Origin of the sequence: Streptomyces sp. AgN23 (assembly GCF_001598115.1) — a bacterium.
In the GTDB taxonomy this organism is placed as follows: Bacteria; Actinomycetota; Actinomycetes; order Streptomycetales; family Streptomycetaceae; genus Streptomyces; species Streptomyces antimycoticus.
In genome coordinates this window covers 2,437,906-2,457,021 of record NZ_CP007153.1, presented here as the reverse complement: position 1 = coordinate 2,457,021, position 19,116 = coordinate 2,437,906, and the positions used below count along the sequence as shown (strand labels likewise).

General features: G+C 68.0%; 13 protein-coding genes and 4 pseudogenes. 11 read left to right on the top strand and 6 right to left on the bottom strand.

Going from position 1 to position 19,116, the window contains the following annotated elements; genetic code table 11:
* Nucleotides 1-86 precede the first annotated feature (86 nt).
* From AS97_RS10650 to AS97_RS10640, 3 genes and pseudogenes are all read left to right on the top strand, one after another.
* A complete protein-coding gene (locus tag AS97_RS10650; protein WP_059148663.1) occupies nucleotides 87-1,424 on the top strand; it encodes an NADH-quinone oxidoreductase subunit D in 1,338 nt (445 codons plus the stop codon).
* 48 nt (nucleotides 1,425-1,472) lie between these two features.
* On the top strand, nucleotides 1,473-1,745 hold the full coding sequence (locus AS97_RS10645) for a hypothetical protein (RefSeq protein WP_247204317.1): 273 nt from the start codon (nucleotides 1,473-1,475) through the stop codon (nucleotides 1,743-1,745).
* 9 nt (nucleotides 1,746-1,754) lie between these two features.
* A pseudogene (locus AS97_RS10640) lies at nucleotides 1,755-2,577 on the top strand (IS3 family transposase).
* Nucleotides 2,578-2,664: 87 nt separating this feature from the next.
* Here AS97_RS10640 and AS97_RS10635 read toward each other — a convergent pair.
* Complete coding sequence (locus AS97_RS10635) at nucleotides 2,665-6,258, bottom strand: CHAT domain-containing tetratricopeptide repeat protein (RefSeq protein WP_210564782.1); 3,594 nt, start codon at nucleotides 6,256-6,258, stop codon at nucleotides 2,665-2,667.
* A gap of 496 nt (nucleotides 6,259-6,754) precedes the next feature.
* On the opposite strand from AS97_RS10635, the gene AS97_RS10630 reads away from it, so the two are divergent.
* The 7 genes and pseudogenes from AS97_RS10630 to AS97_RS10605 all read left to right on the top strand — a co-directional run.
* Nucleotides 6,755-7,408: a hypothetical protein gene (locus tag AS97_RS10630; protein ID WP_059148666.1), complete on the top strand. Its 654-nt coding sequence runs from the start codon at nucleotides 6,755-6,757 to the stop codon at nucleotides 7,406-7,408.
* Nucleotides 7,409-7,955: 547 nt separating this feature from the next.
* A complete protein-coding gene (locus tag AS97_RS10625) occupies nucleotides 7,956-8,561 on the top strand; it encodes a lytic polysaccharide monooxygenase (protein ID WP_037952771.1) in 606 nt (201 codons plus the stop codon).
* A 761-nt stretch (nucleotides 8,562-9,322) separates the two neighbouring features.
* A pseudogene (locus tag AS97_RS47195) lies at nucleotides 9,323-9,523 on the top strand (DNA helicase); the annotation flags it as partial.
* Nucleotides 9,524-9,844: 321 nt separating this feature from the next.
* Complete coding sequence (locus tag AS97_RS10620; RefSeq protein ID WP_086706582.1) at nucleotides 9,845-10,948, top strand: hypothetical protein; 1,104 nt, start codon at nucleotides 9,845-9,847, stop codon at nucleotides 10,946-10,948.
* Nucleotides 10,949-11,027: 79 nt separating this feature from the next.
* Nucleotides 11,028-11,891 (top strand): DUF3592 domain-containing protein, encoded by an 864-nt coding sequence (locus AS97_RS10615; protein WP_210564781.1) that lies wholly within the window; start codon nucleotides 11,028-11,030, stop codon nucleotides 11,889-11,891.
* 95 nt (nucleotides 11,892-11,986) lie between these two features.
* Nucleotides 11,987-13,073 (top strand): annotated as a pseudogene (locus AS97_RS10610) (integrase core domain-containing protein).
* Between the two features lie 31 nt (nucleotides 13,074-13,104).
* Nucleotides 13,105-13,315, top strand: a pseudogene (locus tag AS97_RS10605) (IS701 family transposase); the annotation flags it as partial.
* Nucleotides 13,316-13,405: 90 nt separating this feature from the next.
* On the opposite strand, the gene AS97_RS10600 reads toward AS97_RS10605, so the two are convergent.
* The 4 genes from AS97_RS10600 to AS97_RS10585 all read right to left on the bottom strand — a co-directional run bounded on the left by AS97_RS10600 (nucleotide 13,406) and on the right by AS97_RS10585 (nucleotide 17,515).
* Nucleotides 13,406-14,632, bottom strand: a complete 1,227-nt coding sequence (locus AS97_RS10600) for a thiolase family protein (RefSeq protein ID WP_210564780.1) — start codon at nucleotides 14,630-14,632, stop codon at nucleotides 13,406-13,408.
* 391 nt (nucleotides 14,633-15,023) lie between these two features.
* Nucleotides 15,024-15,881 (bottom strand): 3-hydroxyacyl-CoA dehydrogenase family protein, encoded by an 858-nt coding sequence (locus AS97_RS10595; protein WP_210564779.1) that lies wholly within the window; start codon nucleotides 15,879-15,881, stop codon nucleotides 15,024-15,026.
* Nucleotides 15,878-16,609, bottom strand: coding sequence for an enoyl-CoA hydratase/isomerase family protein (locus AS97_RS10590; RefSeq protein ID WP_247204316.1), 732 nt, complete (start codon nucleotides 16,607-16,609; stop codon nucleotides 15,878-15,880). The genes AS97_RS10595 and AS97_RS10590 overlap by 4 nt, the downstream gene beginning before the upstream one ends.
* A 153-nt stretch (nucleotides 16,610-16,762) precedes the next feature.
* A complete protein-coding gene (locus AS97_RS10585) occupies nucleotides 16,763-17,515 on the bottom strand; it encodes an enoyl-CoA hydratase-related protein (protein ID WP_201724422.1) in 753 nt (250 codons plus the stop codon).
* A gap of 172 nt (nucleotides 17,516-17,687) precedes the next feature.
* Between AS97_RS10585 and AS97_RS10580 the strand changes: the two genes are divergently transcribed.
* On the top strand, nucleotides 17,688-18,437 hold the full coding sequence (locus AS97_RS10580) for a GntR family transcriptional regulator (protein ID WP_210564778.1): 750 nt from the start codon (nucleotides 17,688-17,690) through the stop codon (nucleotides 18,435-18,437).
* Between the two features lie 55 nt (nucleotides 18,438-18,492).
* Here the strand turns inward: AS97_RS10580 and AS97_RS10575 are convergent, their stop codons facing one another.
* Entirely contained in the window at nucleotides 18,493-19,113 is a 621-nt protein-coding gene (locus AS97_RS10575; RefSeq protein ID WP_086706577.1) for a fumarate hydratase C-terminal domain-containing protein, read from the bottom strand.
* Between the last annotated feature and the right edge of the window lie 3 nt (nucleotides 19,114-19,116).

Sequence of the window (19,116 nt, the reverse complement as noted above, 5' to 3'; positions counted from 1 at the left end):
ATGCGCAATTCTGGATGATGTGTCTGGTCGCGCGCAGCCCGCACACGCGGACGCGATCGGCGACCACACCGGAGGTTCTACAGCCGATGAGCAGCCCCGAGCATGAACCGGCAGGCGCCCGCGACACCACCGAGGGTCACACCTACACGATCACCGGCGGCGACTGGGACGAGATCTTCTCCGCGGCGGAGAAGGCGGACGACGAGCGGATCATCGTCAACATGGGTCCGCAGCACCCGTCCACGCACGGTGTGCTGCGGCTGATCCTGGAGATCGACGGCGAGACGGTGAAGGAGGCCCGCTGCGGCATCGGCTACCTGCACACCGGCATCGAGAAGAACATGGAGTTCCGCAACTGGGTCCAGGGCACGACGTTCGTGACCCGCATGGACTACCTGATGCCGCTGTTCAACGAGACGGCCTACTGCCTGGCGGTGGAGAAGCTGCTGGGCATCACCGACCACATCCCGGAGCGGGCGAGCGTCATCCGCGTGATGATGATGGAGCTCAACCGGATCTCCTCCCATCTGGTCGCCGTGGCCGCAGGCGGGATGGAGATCGGCTCCACCACGCTGATGGTCTACGGCTTCCGTGACCGAGAGGTCATCCTCGACATCTTCGAGCTGGTCACCGGCCTGCGCATGAACCACGGCTACGTGCGGCCCGGCGGGCTGGCGCAGGACCTGCCGCCCCGCGCGCTGGACGATATCCGTGAGGGCGTGAGGCTGCTGCGCTCGCGGCTGCCCGAGTACGACAAGCTCGCCACCAACAACCCGGTCTTCAAGGCCCGGCTGATGGACGTCGGCTATCTGAACCTGGCGGGCTGCATGGCGCTGGGCGCGACCGGCCCGATCCTGCGGGCCACCGGCCTGCCGCACGACCTGCGCAAGTCGCAGCCGTACTGTGGCTACGAGGGCTACGACTTCGAGGTCGAGACCGCCGACACCTGCGACTCCTACGGGCGGTTCCTGATCCGGCTGCACGAGATGGAGCAGTCGCTGCGGATCGTCGAGCAGTGCCTGGAACAGCTCACGGGCGGCGGCGGCGAGGTCATGGTCGCGGACAAGAAGATCGCGTGGCCGGCCCAGCTGGCGCTCGGCGCGGACGGGCTCGGCAACTCGCTGGACCACATTCGCAAGATCATGGGCGAGTCCATGGAGGCGCTGATCTACCACTTCAAGCTGGTGACGGAGGGCTTCCGCGTCCCGCCGGGGCAGACCTACACGGCGGTCGAGTCCCCCAGGGGCGAGCTGGGCGTGCACGTAGTCTCCGACGGCGGCACGCGCCCCTACCGGGTGCACTTCCGCGACCCGAGCTTCACCAACCTGCAGACGATGGCCGCGATGTGCGAGGGCGGGCAGGTCGCGGACGTCATCGTCGCCGTGGCCGGCATCGACCCGGTGATGGGAGGCGTGGACCGGTGAGAGCCATCGCGTGCCCGTGGTTGACTCGTCCGCACCACCGGCCTGTCCGTGGCAGCCCTCCACCGCCAGCTCACCGGCCATCTCAAATACGCCGGCTTCACCCTGGTCGTCGCGTACGCGGGCGGGACACCCGCGGGATTCGGCTACGCCTTCCCCTGCTCCGCCGACTACTGGTTCGGCGCTGGCCTGGTCGACCAGGTGCCCGCGGGCGCTCGCACCGAGCGTCTGATGGGCTTGTGCGAGCTGGCAGGCCTGAAGGGTGTCTTTATTGCCATACGGTGGTTGACCTGGGGTTTTGCGGTCGTCTGCGTGTGGGCATGAGCAGTGATAGTGGGTCTGCGACTGCTCTACCTGATCTTCTGCCGGCTCCTGGGCTGCTTGCTCTTGCTGGGTCGGTCGACCGCCGCGAACAACGCTGAGATCCTCGTGCTCCGCCATGAGGTCGCTGTGCTGCGCCGGCAGATCGAGCGCCCGCGGCTCTCGTGGGCTGATCGTGCCGTGCTCTCCGCCCTCGCACGGCACCTGCCACCCGCATTACGCCGCCATCGGCTGGTCACTCCAGGCACGCTGCTGACCTGGCACCGTCGTCTGGTGCGTTGGAAGTGGCGCCAGACGGCGGTCGGACCCGGTCGGCCACCATTGCCCGAAGAGACAGTTGCGCTCATCCAGCGCCTGGCAAGAGAGAACCCGACCTTGGGGGTACGTCAGGATCCAAGGCGAGCTGCGCCGGCTCGGTCATCGGGTTGCCGGCGCTACGGTCCGGCGCGTCCTGCGCCGTTCTGGCCTACCGCCCGCACCGCAGCGAGCCTCCCAGCAGACCTGGCGCTCCTTCCTGTGCTCCCAGGCCCACACGCTGCTCGCCTGCGATTTCATGCACGTGGAGACCGTCTTCCTCAAGTGTCTCTATCGACTCCTGATCACCGGTGAACGGCACCTGCGTACTGTCCTCAACCAGTACGCCGAGCATGACAACTCGGGGCGGGCTCACCGCAGCCTCGGTCTGCGTGCCCCTGACGACGACCCGAACGTCATTCCTCTTCCGGCTGCCATGGTCAGGCGCCGCCAGGTACTCGGCGGTCTGCTCAACGAGTACCGCACCACGTCACCCCGGTTGCCTCATCACCCGCAGGGAAAGCCCAGCTCAGCAGCCTGATCGGAATATTGACACCCTTCAGGGGTGTTTGACCAGCAACGATGAATAACCGAGCCCCACAGGATGAGACTTCCGGCAAGGGAAGAGTCACGGCCCGTAATGCGCATAGGCCGCCCAGCGCAGAGGGTCCGTAGGGTCCCCACGGCGCTGAGCGGCCACCGCGTCATGAAGGGCGCGGGCCGTATGGGCGGCGTCAGTCCGGCCGTCCACAAGGAGCGCGGCATAGGTGGCAGCGGCGACGTCCGGCGCGGAGCTGTCGCCGATGTTCCACATCGTGGCGACGACGTGCCGATACCCGATTACCTGGACGGCTGCTGCAGGGTGTACGGCCTCGTCCAGGGCCCGCACACCCGGCGTGGCGGTGCGGCAAGCTGACAAGTAGGCCAGTTCTCCCTGCGGCAGGTGCATCCCACTCAGCTCTGCGACCGTCAGCAATCCATCGTACAGAGCAAATCCGCTGCTAGCCGGATTCATGGGCTCCTGAACGGCATGACACGCGAGGTGCACCCACGGGCTGTCCGTGAGTGCCTGCTTCACGGCTTCTCTGGTTGCCTGTGGGCCGATGAGCGACCTGTGTGGCGCCTGAGAGTTCGAAAAGCACGCGTCGAGAGCGGTGATCTCTCGCTCGACACCGGGCAACGGAGAGTGACCTGGGGTCTCCGGCATACCCACGGTCAGGCGCCCGGCGGGACCGGCGGGGCCTTTCCGGCCCCGGGCCCGGCACAGTGCCGCGAGCGTCGGAGTATACGAGGAAACGACCCGGTCGGGCATAGAACGGTCTGCGGGCGACTGCGCTCCTTGGTGGCGTGGATGGTGCCCTGCGGCGTGTAGCGGCAGCAACGCCAGCGGACCTGTGGGACACCACCAGACCCGGGGCATCGGATCCTCACCCGGCCAGATGCCGAGGAAGTCCAGCACCGGCTCGGCCACGTGATTCCATAGCCAGTCGAGTATGTCGTGGACAGCATGCCGGTGGCGTTCCCGTTCGAGGAACGAGCGGTGTGGCTGCCCACCTGCGGCCACTATGTTGGAGAACGTCTCCGCTCGCTGTGAGACTGCCTTCCATGCTGCTTCCGGTAGCTCGATGGCCTCGACGGCCGGGCCATTGCGACCGACTACAAGGGCATGTGACCCGAACCGGCTGACGTTGATCAGGACCACCGGTCCCTCCGCCGCCGCTCTGGCCAGCTCGGCGAAAGGCACTGGCCGCAGGAAGTGTGCGAAGCCCTCCAGCCGACGCACCTCGGCAACCGCTTCGTCCCACTCGTGGAGCAGCGCAGCCCGCTCCTCCACGAGCCGTTCCCACATGGAGGGTGCGAGCAAGGCATCTTGTGACAGGACGGTTATCGGAAGCATCGTGTCGAATGGGCGGGCGTCCAGGGTGTCGCGGATACGGGACAGGCGTTGGGCCTGCGCCGGGGCCCGCTCAGCAAGCAGCGACAGGTCGGTGCGTGTGTGCAGAATCTGATTCCAGACGACCGACCTTCCCTGCTCTAGGATTTCGATGGCGCGCTCCGGCTGCCCCACCATGACCAGGCACGCTGCTGCGTCCGACGCCAGACCTGACCAATCGGCCATCTGCCTTTCCCGCGCTGGTCTGCTTAGCCCGTGCCAGGTCAGCTGGGGAAGGAGCTCCATCGCCAGGGTGTATGCTCCCACCGCGAGCTTGAGGTCGCCGAGTTCGACCGCTGCCTCCCCCCACGCGGTGCACGCGGACATGCGGTCCGGCAACGTGCCGACGGTCGATTCCGCCGCTTGCCGCCACCAGTGAACCGCCTCCCGCAGGTCGGTCGCATCATCCCGGGCCCGATACCGCTGCTTCAGTACGGTGCCCAGCGTGATGCGGGCCGTGACGATCGATGTGTCTTCCAGTCCGTTGACTGCCACCGCCTCCCGGGCCACCATCACGGCCCGATCCAGGTCGACGGCCCTTTCTGCCCCGTCAGGACGCTCGACCTCCGTGCTGAGAACGATGGCCAGGGTATGCATCAGTGTCTGCCGGTAGCGGTGCCCGTTGGGGGTGACGGCGACGGCCTCTTCGGCGACTTCCACGGCTTCCGACAGGTCGCGGGGATCGCCCCAGCGCGTATACCGGTAGCGCAGCCAGCTGCTGTACTGCATCAGATGCAGGCCGCGGTCGGGATCGTGCACAGGGAGCGTCGCGACGGCCTCACGGGTCAGTCGGACCGCCTCGTCGACATCCACTTCTTGCCTCTGGCCGACCGACTCCGCCAGACGCCAGCTCAAGGCATTGGCATAGGTTGTCAAAGCGGCGGATCGATGAGGCGAGCCGTCCTCTGACTTGTCGACCGCCTTCCTGCCCAAGTGCACTCCGCGATCGAGGTCGGCTTGGTTGAGCGTGTGCCGATAGCGGAGTTGAAACGCGGTTGAGAGACTGGCCGCCGCCAAGGCGCTGTCGTTCAACGGAGCGGAGAGTGCCTCCGTGCCCAGCTGGATAGCAGCGTCCAAGTCGGCGACGGACCTCAGACGCTCGTAGCGGAGCCGGTAGGAGACAGACAGGTTGGTCAAGCGGTCACCGCGCTGGTCGTCGCCTTCGGCAGTCAGGGCCAAGGCCTGCTCCTCGGCTTCAATGGCCTCCTGCAGATGGGCGACCTCACCGTTGTACTCGTACAGGTGGTAGAGCGCGGTGCCGAGTTGCGACAGGCGTTGGGGACGCTGCTCGCGCGAAGCATCGGCCAGCCTACGGCGCATCAGCTGTAAATGGCCCTTGAGGTCGGCGATGCCCGTCCGGTCATGGCGGACCTGCAACCACATCCCGAGCGATAGGAGGTATGCTCCCCGGTCGTCAGGGGCGAGAGCCTCAGCGGCACGCCTTCCGACCTCAATGGCTTCGTCCAGATCCCCGAGTTGCTCGGTGTCTTGGAAGCGGTAGTACAGCGCCTGCGCCAGCCGACTGAGCCGGAGGGCTCGATAGGAGTCGCCACAGTCGGTGGCTGCGACGACCTCCCGTGCCAACCGCACGGTCTCATCGACATCCCAGGGCCGCGCGCCGGACCTGCACCACAGCAGAAGGAGCTCGACCAGTATCGACAGACGCCGGATCCGCGCGGGATGGTCCGGACCGCACAGCTCGACGGACTGGCGTCGCGCTGCGATGGCCTCTTCCAGATCCGGCATGCTCCCGGTGCGCCGAAACCGTAAACCCAGGGCAACGGACAGGTCGCTGAGCCGCTGTGTCAGGCCGTCTTCAGCGGCGGTGGCGATCGATAGCCCAGCTGCGCAACGGCAGTGGTCGATCGCCTCGTCCAAGGGGGCACTGTCTCCGGAGCGGGTGTACTCCTCCAGCAGCCGTTTGCCCTCGGCGGCCGCTCGTTCCGCCTTCTCGGCCGTACTCTCCAGCTCCGCATAGAACTGAGGTGGCACGCCCTCTGGCCGCACCTGTGCCCTCCATCGCATGAGGTGTAGCGCGTTGCCGAGATAGGCAAATCCGTAACTGCCGGGTGTGGCGGTGTATCGGACGAGGAGAAACTCCACCAATGTGTCCAGAGCAGGCAGGTGGGGCACGCCACCGCTGGACGCATCCGCTCGGGTCAGGCAGGCGTGGAGAGTGTCCGCCTCGGCATGGGCCGTATCCTCAAACAGCACCGACGCGTCGCCAGTTTCCTTGAACCGGGCCATCCGTGCGCGGAGTGCCGTGACCAGTCCGTCTTGCGCACGCATGGGCTCCATGGACTTCCTATGGTTCCTATGGTTACGAGATTTCTCTATTCTATCGGCGTGGCGGCTGCGCCCTCTATGGCGGACGGAGGCTGGAGAGCAAGATCGTGTCGATACAGCATCCGGTACACCAAGACGAGCCCTGGGAAGAACGTTCCGCATTCCACTGGACCGACCGTGCCTACTCCCTGCTGGAACAGGGTCTGCTGAACGCTGATGTCCAAGTGGTCGACGGCGTGCTCAGCACGCGGGTCCAAGGTATATGTCCGCGTTGTAACGGAGTGCTGGACGACCGGCAGGTACACACCGCGGTGACCGACCTGATGGTTGGCGTACACCGCAGCACGGCGGTTCCGGGGATATCTGGCCCGGCCGTGGTGACCATAGATGTAACCTGTGGCTGCGGTATGGCACACGGTGCGGCCCCCGAGGGCAGGACCGGCTGCGGTGTCAGCTTCCGTGTGGAGCTGGAAGCAAACACTGGCGATGGGGACTCGTAATGAGCGCCTACCGTCCCCGGAGGCCCGCGCGTGCCCCCTCCGCTTCGGACATCGCCGAGCGGGACGCTTTTGCCGCGCTGACGGCAGCGTCGACCACGTCGGTCCGCGCCAGCGCCGAGGCATGGCGGAACGGGCTCACGGCGTTCCTCACGCTGGTAACCACCGGGGTCATCATCAAAGGACGCGATACGGCGGCCGGCCTTCCTGCTCCCTGGCTTGTCGCGGTCACCGTGCTCATCGGCGGGGGGCTGTTGACCGCGGTGATCGGGCTGTGGCTGACGCTCGCAGCCCAAGCGGGCACGCGTCCTGGCGCCGTCACTCTGCACGACATTCACCGCCGCTATAACTCCGTGGCCGCCTACCAGGTGGCCGTGGCCAACCAAGCCGCGCGGCGCCTACGCATCGCACAGGGCGTCGTCGCCGCCGCGCTCGCTCTGCTGATCGGCGGCGTTGTGACGACCTGGTGGGCGCCGCCTCCCTCAGGCGGCAAGACCGCCTATGTAAGAGTCAACCATCAGGGAAAGTCCAGCTGCGGGACGCTACGCTCGGCCGATGGCGGCCGCATCCGCCTCCGGATGCCTGGCCGGCACGAGCTCCTGACCGTCCCCTTCGGCACCGTCACCAACTTCAAGATCGTGACGTCCTGCCGCTGAACAACACAGCGGTTTGCCCCGTATCGAGGAGCCTGAGCTCCTCGATACGGGGCGAGGCCGATGAACGCCAGTCGCGGCGAGGTAGGCCAGACGCAGCAGCACGACAGACCATGATGCCGCCGGGGCCCTGCGCAGGTGAAGACCCCGGGGGTGAACGTCGAGGAGAATCGAAGATCCGTGATCAGGCTCCCAACCTGCGTGGATGATTCATCGGCACCCGCAGTGTCGTGGCTCTCTGAGCTCCGAATTACGCGGAACGCAGGCAGGCCGCACCCTCGCTTTCCGGTTTCGGGAAGGGTTCTGACTGTCGTGCCACCGAAGTCGCCGAAGCCTCCCGTGACTCCCGGCTCACGGCAGATTCCCTGATCGCCGCCCACCTCTGTAATCAACTCCGTTTGTTTCCTTGACATTTCACTCGGAAGTCGTACGTTGGGAGCGCTCCCATGGTGCCTTTCAACTGGAAGGAGTTCCCCCCCACATGCGCAAACAGAGCCCATTAACCGGGCGTTCCCGGTCGGCCCTCCGCCGGCCTCTCCAGGCGCTCGCCATGCTGTTCGCCGTGGTTGTCGGCGCACTGACCTGGTCGGCCCCCGCCCAGGCTCACGGCTCCGTCGTCGGCCCCGCCTCCCGCGCGTACCACTGCTGGGAAAGGTGGGGTAACGACCACATGAACCCGGCCATGCAGACCGAAGACCCCATGTGTTGGCAGGCCTTCCAGGCCAACCCCGACACCATGTGGAACTGGATGAGCGCGCTCCGCGACGGCCTCGGTGGCCAGTTCCAGTCGCAGACCCCCAACGGGACGCTCTGCAGCAACAACCTCTCGAGGAACGCCAGTCTGAACAAGCCCGGGCAGTGGAAGACGACCACCGTCGGCAACAACTTCTCGGTCCACGTGCACGACCAGGCGTCCCACGGTGCCGACTACTTCACGGCCTACGTGAGCAAGCAGGGCTTCGACCCCAAGACCCAGACCCTGGGCTGGGGCAACCTCGACTTCATCACGCAGACCGGCCGCTTCGGCCCGGCGACGGACTACACGTTCAACGTCAGCACCTCCGGCTACACCGGACACCACATCCTGTTCGTGATCTGGCAGGCCTCGCACCTCGACCAGGCCTACATGTGGTGCAGCGACGTGAACTTCGGCTGAGCAGGGGAGCGTCGCACACGGCACCGGTCTCTGCCGGGCGCCGGTAACCCGCCGCCCGGCCAGCCGAGCTCCGTCGGGGCAGGGGACCCATTTGGTCACCCTGCCCCGACGGGGCTCCCTTCGCTCTGGGGGTCAAGGGGTCGCAGGTTCAAATCCTGTCTCCAGACCAGCGTTTTCGCAGGTCGAAGGCCGTTTCCGCGGGTAGCGGAAGCGGCCTTGACCGTTTCCCGGCTGGGAGCAATGGGGAGCCCTCTGGGAGCCCTCGTGCTCCCAACTCGCAGACGTGTCAACGGTGCCCGATTCGTCCGTCACCCGATCCGGTAGACCTACAGCGCAGTACCGCGCCCCTGTGTGCCGTTGTCAACCACAGGCCACCAAGGTCACCCCGCCGTTATGGATGCTCTCGGCATCGAGAAGCATAAGGACCCCTTGTCGGCCCTCGACCCCCTTTCGGGGTGGGAGCACGGTGCCGTGCCCCCCATGCGACAGGAGGGGAGCTGTCGGCTGATGACCTTGGCCGACGTGTTTCCGCAGGCGGCCGACGCTCGGGCGTTGTGGCCGCAAGGTGTCTGCCGGGTCAAGGCGAGGCAAAGCCCCTTGGCGTCCGCCGGCAGACGGGGCACTCCCAGAGCGTGAGCGCCCTAGCAGGCTCTGTAGCGCCGTAGCGAGACAGTCGGCAGGTGCCCTCGCCATCGGAAAAAGTGTGCCAAGCGACTGCTGGGCTGGCCGCAGAGGGTCTCCAGAAAGGGGGCAAGGCTCTGGCCGCGGGCGGCTTCCCGAGCACGGTGCGGTGCGATACGGCCTACGCCAAGGCTTACGCCGCTCTGGGCCACCGCTACGCCCGCCGCCTCAGCAGCCCACGCCAGCCGGCGTGGAAAATCGGCGCGGCCCTCGGCATCACCCGCCCGGTCCGAATCGAGAAGCGCGACCTCACGCGGCGGACGCTGTCCCGCGCCGTCGCATGAACGGTGCCCCGCTTCTGCTGCTCCGCAGGCGGCGGAACAGGCCGCCACATAGCGCAGCCACCGGCGCCAGCGCAACGGCAGCGGCCACAGCTCTTGTCTCCTCCTGACCTGCGGGTGCCGATAAAACATCCGCGCTTCGCCACCAGCCCGTATCGTCCGCGAGCGCTTCGGCAGGCACACTGGCCACTCCGGAACCGGGCGAACTCGGCGCCGTGCTGCACCACCTCAACGAAGCGATCGAGGCGATCCCACCGTGACCTGCCGGCGGATCATACTGAGGTCTACCGGCCGTCAGCTGAGCCCAGCACAATCGCTCGTATGACGATCACCACGGGTGCGCCTCCGCCCACGCACAACCTGCCCGTCGCGCTCGCCCGGGGTTTCCTGACCGGTGGCGTGGTCGGGACGTCGCTTGCCGCGCTCGTCGTGGGCGGGATTGTCGAGAACGCACCGCTGTTCGTAACGGGGTTGGTGTTGCCCGTGGTCTACGGACTGCTGTGGTCCCTCGCCGGTATGCCGAGGCGTGCCCGGGAGGCGGCGGTCGTGCCCCGTACGGCGCTCGCGATGATCGAGAGCCGGGAAGCCGTCGAGGGCGAGACCAGCGAGGTACCGGTGCGGTTCGAGCTCACCGTCGTACCGGACGACGGGCCGGCGTACCGGGTGGAAATCACGCAGGACATCAACCTCGTGGACCTGGCCGACTACCGGCCGCGCGGTGTCGTGGTGGTCCAGTACCCGCCGGACCGGCCATGGCGGGTGCGCATCGTCAAGCGGCCGACGCCGGAGTGGGAGGACCGGGCGGCCTCGGCCCAACTCGATTCGGTGCCGGGGGCGGCCACAGTGGCCGCGCCCCCGCAAGGCTGTGCCTTCGGCTTCGTCGTGCTCCTGGGCCTGTTGCTCGGCGTGGCCGCCGTGCTCCTGGCTTTCCGCGCGGACCTCTTTGACCGGGACGACACCGCGAAGTCGCCTTCGGCCGCACGGCCGTCCGTTTCCTCCACGTCGTCGACCACGATTGTGTCGTCGGCGTCCGGAACAGTCGCCCTGGGCCCGGGCCAGTCGTTTCTCGACAAGGGCGAGTTGGACCGGGCCCTCGGCTCGCTCACCAAGGGTGGGGACACACGGGACACACGCCAGGCGCTCACTGTCGTCGTGCAGGAGCGCCTGCTGTCGGTCGTGTTCTCGCCCGCCGGCACGCAGACTCCGGGATTCGACCCCCGTGCGCTGCCCTACGGCGGTTTCCCCGCCCTGGTCGAGGAGGCCACGACCACCCTCGGCGTTCGCTCCCCGCAGACCTGGCAGATCACCGCTGACCGTCTCACCGGCTCTCTCGTCATCAGGGTCGTTGTGACCGGGGCCGAGAGCACGGCGTCACTGGAGGCGGATGGACAGGGCAAGGTGGTGCGGCGCGCGCCCGCACGGTGAGGTGCCCTGGGATCGCACTGTTCCGGACGGCAAGGGGTGTGCTCGGTGGCCGTCCCCGAAGTGGCAGGAGGAGAGACGGATGGGCTGGCACGGATATCTGGTGCTGTGGTGTGGCGTGTTCGGCGCGGTGGCGCTGGTCGGGTACGGGAGGTCGCTGGCCGGGATGACCCGGGCGCAGCGGACGGTCTGGGCGAAGGGGCGGATCGAGCGGGTGGGGGAGCCCCGGCACGGAAGCTCCCCGAAGGACGGGATAGCCGTGGTCGTCTCCTTCCAGGACCCGGCCACCGGGCAGGAGTTCACCGTCACCAACGACGATGAGCGGGGTGAGAGGATCAGCGTGGCATGGATGGGCCGGGAGATCGGGGTCCACTACCCGCGCGGCAGGCCCCACGCCTTCCGGTTCGCCAACCACCTTTCCGAAGGCGGGCGCGGACTCGGCTGGCCGACCTTCGCGCTCTTCCTCGTCTACGCCGGTCTGGTCGTCGCCGCCGCGATCGACTGGGGCTGGCCGTGGGCTCTGCTCGGCTTCTGCGGACCATGGGCCGTGTCCGGCGCGTACCACCTGCCCGGGAACGTCCGCGACAGGAACCGCCGTATCGACGCGCTGGCCGCCATGGCCGCCGTACCCGGCCGTGTCGTCGCCGTGCTCAAGAGCGTCACCGTCGACTCCAACGACGGGAGCACCTCCACCCACCTGGTACCGGTCGTCACCTTCACCACCCTCGACGGCAGGGCCGTCACGGCCTACTGCGAGTCCGGACTGACGGACCCCGCCGGATCGCGGGGCCTGAACGTCACGATCCACTACGCCCCCGACGACCCCGCAGTCTTCGTCCTGGACGTCGAGGCCGAACGCCGGTCCTGGAAGCGGGACATGACCGTCAACGTCGTGGGTGTGCTGGTCGTGGCGGCGGCGGCCGTGGCGGGGGTGGTCGCGCTGTGACACGGGAGCCGGGCTATCTTCCCTGTGGGGCTCGGATATTCATCGCTGCTGGTCAAAACGCCACGGCCTCCGCGTAGCACTGCGATCCTGGTTGGATGGTCGTGTCGCTTCTCTACCGGATGACTCGACGTTTTCTCTCCGTCCCAGCAGTGCTCCTACAGCGGGACACCTCGAAGGAAGCTGAGCTTCTCGTCCTCCGGCACGAAAACGCTGTACTACGACGCCAGATGCAGGGGCGGGTACGGTACGAGCCGGCGGACCGTCTCTGGTTCGCAGCCCTGTCCTCGCTGATCCCCCGCCGCCGCTGGGCCAACGTCTTCCCGGTCACACCGAGCACGCTGCTGGCCTGGCACCGCAGACTCGTCGCCCGCCGATGGGACTACTCCCGACGCCGCCGCGGTCCCGGACGGCCGCGTACGCAGGCCGCCATCAAGAACCTCGTGCTGCGCCTTGCCCGTGAGAACAGCCGATGGGGCCATCGCCGGATTCAGGGCGAACTGGCCCGGCTCGGACACCCGATCGCCGCCTCCACTGTCTGGCAGATCCTCCACACCGCAGGAATCGACCCCGCACCACGCCGCACCGGCCCAACCTGGCGCGAGTTTCTCTCCGCGCAGGCCACCAGCTTGATCGCCTGCGACTTCCTCCACATCGACACCATCAGCCTGCAACGTCTCTACGCTCTGATCTTCCTCGAGCACCGCACCCGGCGCCTGCACATCGCCGGCGTCACCGCACACCCGACCGCGGCCCGGGCCACCCAGCAGGCCCGCAACCTCGCCACCGACCTGGGCATACGCATGGACTCGCTGCGCTTCCTCATCCGGGACCGCGACAGCAAGTACACCGACGCCTTTGACGCCGTGTTCCAGGCCGAGAACATCGAGATCAGCAAGACGCCGATCCGGGCACCAAAGGCCAACGCCCACTGCGAACGAATGATCGGCACCCTCCGCCGAGAAGTCCTGGACCACATGCTCATCCTCGGCGAAGCCCACGCGCGTCAGGTCCTTGGCCACGTATCAGAGGCACTACAACGCGCACCGCCCCCACCGGGCCCGACGCCAACCAGCTCCCCAAGCTCACGGACAACCACCTCCGGTCCTGGAGCCGGCCAGCCGCAGAATCCTGCGCACTCGCATCCTCGGCAGCGTGATTAACGAGTACCGATATGCCGCTTGACCAGGAGCGGTGATGATTCGAGCCTCACACCGTCGAGGAATGCTTCCAGACCGCGAAGCAGGAGTGCGGCCTGGACGACTACCAGGTCCGCCGCTATCCCGGCTGGCACCGCCACATGACCTTGGCCATGGCCGCCCACGTCTGCCTGACCGTCGTGAGGGCCCGAGAGCTGGATGCGGAGAAAGCAGAAAACGGATCCTCCCAGCTCATCCACCTCAGCCTCGCCGAGATACGACGCCTGATCACCCGCCTCGCCGACCGCCGCCCCGCCCCGGTCAGCCACATCCTGCACTGGTCCCGCTGGCGACGACGACGCCAGTACCAAGCCCGCGTCAGCGAGCACCGTTGCAGTATGAGTCGGCGTGTGGGGCGGGCGTAGCGACGGTCTCGGTGTTCTCCAGGACAACTGCGAGGCCCTGGCCCACGCCGATGCAGAGTGCGGCGACACCGTAGCGTTCGCCTCGTTCCCGCAGGGCCTTGGCCAGGGTGCCGAGGATGCGACCCCCGGACGCGCCGAGGGGGTGGCCGATGGCGATCGCGCCGCCGTGGACGTTGACGATCGAGGGGTCGACCCGCCACGCGTCGATGCAGGCGAGCGACTGGACGGCGAAGGCTTCGTTGAGCTCGATGGCGCCGACCTGCTTCCAGCTGATACCTGCGCGTGCGAGGGCTCGGTTGGCGGCCTCTACGGGGGCGTAGCCGAACATCTGCGGCTCCAGGGCCGACGTGCCGCGGCCGGCGATCCGTGCGACCGGGTCCAGCCCTATGGCGAGAGCGGCCCGGTCTGAGCCGAGGAGCAGCGCGGAGGCGCCGTCGTTGAGTGGGCTGGCGTTGCCCGCGGTGATGGTGCCGTCCGTACGGAACACGGGTCGCAGGCCTCCCAGCACCTCGGCGGTGGTGGTTGAGCGGATGTTCTCATCCCGGGTGAGGCCGGTGCCGGGCACGGGACTGACCAGGTCGTCGTAGAAGCCGGATTCCCACGCCTGGTGCGCCAGTTCGTGGGAGCGTGAGGCGAACTCGTCCTGCCGTGCGCGGGAGATGCCGAGCTTCTCTCCCAGTTGCTCGTTCGCCTCACCCAGGCTGACGGTCCACTCGGCGGGCATCCGGTCGTTGACGAGCCGCCAGCCCAGGGTCGTCGAGACCGCGGTGACATCGCCCGCCGGGTACGGCCGGTCGGACTTGGGCAGCACCCACGGTGCGCGCGTCATCGATTCGACTCCGCCGGCCAGTACGATTTCGGCGTCGCCGGTCTCGATTTGCCGGCTGGCGACCATCGCCGCGTCGAGGCCGGATCCGCACAGTCGATTGACCGTCGTGCCGGGCACGCTTACGGGGAGTCCGGCCAGCAGCCCGGCCATCCGGCCCACATTGCGGTTTTCCTCGCCCGCGCCGTTGGCGTTGCCCCATACGACCTCGTCGATTCGGGCCCTGTCGAGTTCCGGCGCCTTGTCGAGTACCGCGGCGATCGCGTGTGCGGCGAGGTCGTCGGGGCGTACGCCGGCCAGCGCCCCGTTGAACCGTCCGAACGGTGTGCGAGCCGCAGCGTAGAGATATGTCATCGATCGTTCTTTCGTTCGCGGGCGGGTCTGCGAGGTCCTCCGCCGGTGACCTCAGTTGCCGTGCCCGTGATGTGCGAGGGGTCACTGGCGAAGGAAGAGCACGGCGTCGGCGGCGTCTTTGACCGTGCCTGTCCGGCCGAGCGGTACATCCTTGGGCCGCCGGTCGGCGTTGACCGGGCCCCGTGCCGTGCCGCTTCGTCGGCCGTGGCCTGCGCCGGGCCGGTGAGCCCGGCTCCGGCCTTCGCTGTAGTTCGTCGGGGCGGGTCTTTCGGGTCGGCGGAGATGGACAACCACGTGGGTGATCGCCGCGGGTAGCGGTAGCGGTAGCGGTAGCGGTAGCGGTGGCGCGCGTCGCGGCCGATGCCGATCCGTACTCCGAGTACGTAGCTGGTCACCGAGGCCAGGCGTGGAAGCCCTGTCCGGTCTTGCGGCCCAGTTGTCCCGCGGTGACCTTGTCACGTAGCAGTTGCGGTGGGGCGAACCGGTCTCCGAGGGTGCGATGCAGGTGGTCGGCGATGGCCAGACGCACATCGAGGCCGACGAGATCGGTGGAGCGCAGCGGTCCCATGGGATGGCCGTAGCCCAGTTCCATGGCGGTGTCGATGGCGTCGGCGTCGGCGACGCCCTCTTCCAGCATGCGGATCGCTTCCAGACCGAGCAGGACACCGAGGCGGCTGGTGGCGAACCCGGGCGAGTCGCGTACGAGCACGTCCTTCTTCCCGAGCGCTCCCACATACCCGAGCACCTGGTCGCGGACGGTGTCCGAGGTGGCCGGTGAGGTGACCACCTCGACCATCTTGGAGGCGGGAACGGGATTGAAGAAGTGCATGCCCAGGAAGCGTTCGGGGTGTTGAAGGGCGGCCGACAGTTCGCTCACCGACAGCGAACTGGTGTTGGTGGCGAGGACGGTCCGTGCGGAGACCACCTGCTCGACGGCGGTGAGCACGTCGGCCTTCAGGGCCGTGATCTCCGGTACCGCTTCCACCACGAGATCGGCTTCCTCGGGCAGCTCGGACACGTCGGGCACCAGGTCGAGCCTGCTGAGCACGTCGGCGGGATCGGCATTCGACTTGCCCCGCTGGACGGCCCGTTCGAGGCTGTCCGCGATGCGTGCGCGGGCGGTGTCGGCGGCCTGTGGCGAGCTCTCGACCACGGTCACGTGCGCGCCTGCGGCGGCGAAGACCTGGGCGATTCCTCCCCCCATCCGGCCGCCGCCGATCACTCCGATCCGGTGGGGTACCGCTGTCATCGGGTCTCCTTGGTCAGGAACCGGGCCATCCGGTCACGCTTGTCGTCCGTCTCGAACAACACCGCCTGCGCGAGGTCGTCCATGTAGGGGTGTCCGCCCGGGGAGTCCACGACGAGCTTCGTGAGTCGCAGGGCGGCAGCGGACGAGCGCGTCATGCGGTCCAGCAGCCCGTGGGCCCGCGTGTGCAGGTCAGCGGCCGGCACCACGTCGGCGACCAGGCCCAGGCGGTGGGCGCGCTCCGCGTCCAGGCGTATCCCGCCGAGCAGGACTTGTTTGGCGACGGAGGTACCGACGAGATCGGCCAGTCGCCAGCAGGCCCCGGCGGCGGCGATGATGCCAAGGCCCGGCTCGGGGTTGCCGAAGAGGGCCGTGTGTGAAGCGATGCGTATGTCGCAGGCGAAGGCGAGCTCCGCGCCACCGCCCAGCGCGTAGCCGTCGACAGCGGCGACGGTGGGCTGCTGAAGCCGGGCCAGGCGGTCGAAGAGGCGGCTGTTGATGCCCTGCAGGGCATCCTCCCGGCCTCGCCCGGCCAGTTCGGCGATGTCGGCACCGGCAGCGAAGACCCCGCCGGAACCGGTCAGCAGCAGGGGCTTCGGGCGTGCCTCCAGTTGCGTGCACACTTCGTGGAGTTCAGCGATCATCGCCGCGTTGATGGCGTTGCGGGCATCTGGCCGGTTCAGCGTGACGACGGTCCGGTCGTCACGTTCGTCGATGGTCACGGTGTTCACGGGACTCGCACCGTCTCCGGGCAGGGGACGGTGGCGGCCCGGGGTACTTGGCAGACGCCTGCCGCGGCTCGCGGGGTGCCGGTCGTGCGGAGGTACTCACTCACGGGGAACTCTTCCTGAGGGGTGGCATGTGCTCGGCTCGACTGGCTCTGCTCAGCCCTCCGCGACGCCGGGCCAGGACCAGACCGCCTCGCGCTTGTCCAGGACGGCCTTCGCCGCCTCTGCGGCATCCGGGTGAGCACCGAGCCGCAGCGTGTAGACCTGCTCGGCGGCGTACCCCGGCCGGACAGGCAGGTTCTCGGCCTCGTTGAGGGCCTGCTTGGCCAGCCGGAGGCCGAGCGGGCTCTTCGCGGCGATCCGGGCGGCCAGCTCCCGGGCCTCAGTAAGGATCGCGTCGGGCGCGGCGACGTGCTGGACCAGTCCGGTGCGGTATGCCTCGGCCGCGTCCACGGGGTCGCCGGTGAGGTACATGAGCCGGACCTGCCCCTGGGGCAGCAGCCGCATCAGGTGGGCGCCGCCGCCACAGCGGCCGGCGTTGATCTCGGGCAGTCCGATCCGCGCGTCGTCGGCGGCGTAGCGGATGTCGCAGCAGGCGCCGAGGACCGCCCCGGCACCGACCGCGGCTCCGTTGATCACGGCGATGGTGGGGAGTGTGCAGTCGAGGATGGCCTCGTAGGCGGTCCGCGCCATCCGCTGCCGGAACTCGGCCGCGCTCTCGGAGGGAGAGACCGCCTCCACCGGTTGCTTGATGTCGGCCCCGGCGCTGAAGATCCGCACAGCGGACCGGAGGATGACCGCGTGTACGTCGGTCCGGGTCGACAGCTCGCGGAAGACGGTGATGAGCGTCTCGTACATCCCGACGGTCACCGCATTGACCGGAGCACGGTCGAGTACTACTTCAGCCACCTGACCGTGAATCTCCAGGCGGACGCCGTGCACGGTCGTTGGATTGTCTGCAGATGCTGTCATGTGACTGGACTCTACACAGAAGGAACTTACGATCCAAGTAAACTGGATACAGTTTTTGGAAGTCTTCTCACCGTCTGGAGGGAAGATCGGGTCCGCTAATGTGGGTTCTGTGTCCACGACTCCCGCTCCTTCTTCCGGTGAACGCCCGCATGACCTGGCCGGCGACACCATGACCCTCGCGTACGAGCACGTGCGCGACGCGATCCTCCGGGGCGAGCTGAGGCCCGGAACATGGATCTCCCAGGTGCGGCTGGCGGCGGACCTGCGCGTCAGCCGGACGCCGCTGCGCGAGGCGCTGCGGCGGCTGCAGACCGAAGGGCTGGTGCAACTGGACTTCAACCGCAGGATCCGGGTCGCTCCGCTGTCCATCCCGGACCTGGAGGCCTTGTACGCGATGCGGCTGGCCGTCGAACCGCTGGCGGTACTGCTGTCGGTGCCGCAGCTCACCGCGGAGGACGTCAGCGAGTTGGAAGTGGCGCTGACGGCCATGGAGACGGCGGCGTCGGACGGCGATGAGGAAAGGGCCACGGACCATCACTGCCGGTTCCACTTCCTGCTCCTGTCCCGCACGGAGGACCGGCTGCGGACACACGCGGAGTCGATGTGGGACCACTCGGTGCGCTATCTGCGCATCTACCACCACGAGCCCGGCTACCGGCTGGCCCTCATCTCGATGGGACGGACCGGCCACCAGGAGATCCTGGGGGCGGCGCAGGCGCGGGACGGCCGGCAGGCCTCCCGGCTGGTCGCCGAGCATCTTGCACGCACGGCGCTGACCGTCCTCGCGTCCGTGGCGGGAGCCCACGACCCGAAGACGATCCGTGAGGCCCTGCGCTTCGTCCTCGACTCTGCCGGCTGACGACGTCCCGGAAAAGACAGGCGCCGTGCAGACTGCGTCAGCTTCTGGATACAGTTCATCGGATCTCCCGCGCCTCGGCGAGCCCGCTGAGAATGTCCGGAAGCCTGGCCTGGGCGTCGTCTCTGAGGTCCCGGTAGATGCTCGCGCCGTGCGTGTCGATCCCGACCGTTAGCGGCCCCAGCCGTTCGACCTCGACCCGCACGAGGCGGTAGTGCTCCACCATCTCGGTCCAGTGCACCGCTGTGACGCGTCTGATGGCGTCCGAGAGCAGCGTGCAGCCGCCGCCGAGGAAGGAGAGGTAGACGCAACCGGTGTCGCGCATGGCCGCCACCGACTCGTCGCCGAGACCGCCCTTGCCGCCGGCGAAGCGGATGCCGAGTCCGCGGATGAGTTCCGGCATCTCGGCGTTGAACCGCGTGCTCGTGGTGGGGTTGAGGTAGCGGAGCCTGTACTCGCCGCCGGCCTCTTCGCCCAGGCTGCCCACGTGGAACAGCGCGCGGCCCCGCAGGCCGAGGGGCGGCGCGATACCCTGGTGCAGCTCGCTCAGCAGGCGCCGGTAGGCCGGCAGTCCCGCGGAGATGACGATCTCCCCGGTCAACCGGACCAGGTCGCCGGCGCGCAGCTCCCGGACCAAGTGCTCGTCGGCGGGCAGCTCGATGTCCCGTATCTCGGCCATGGT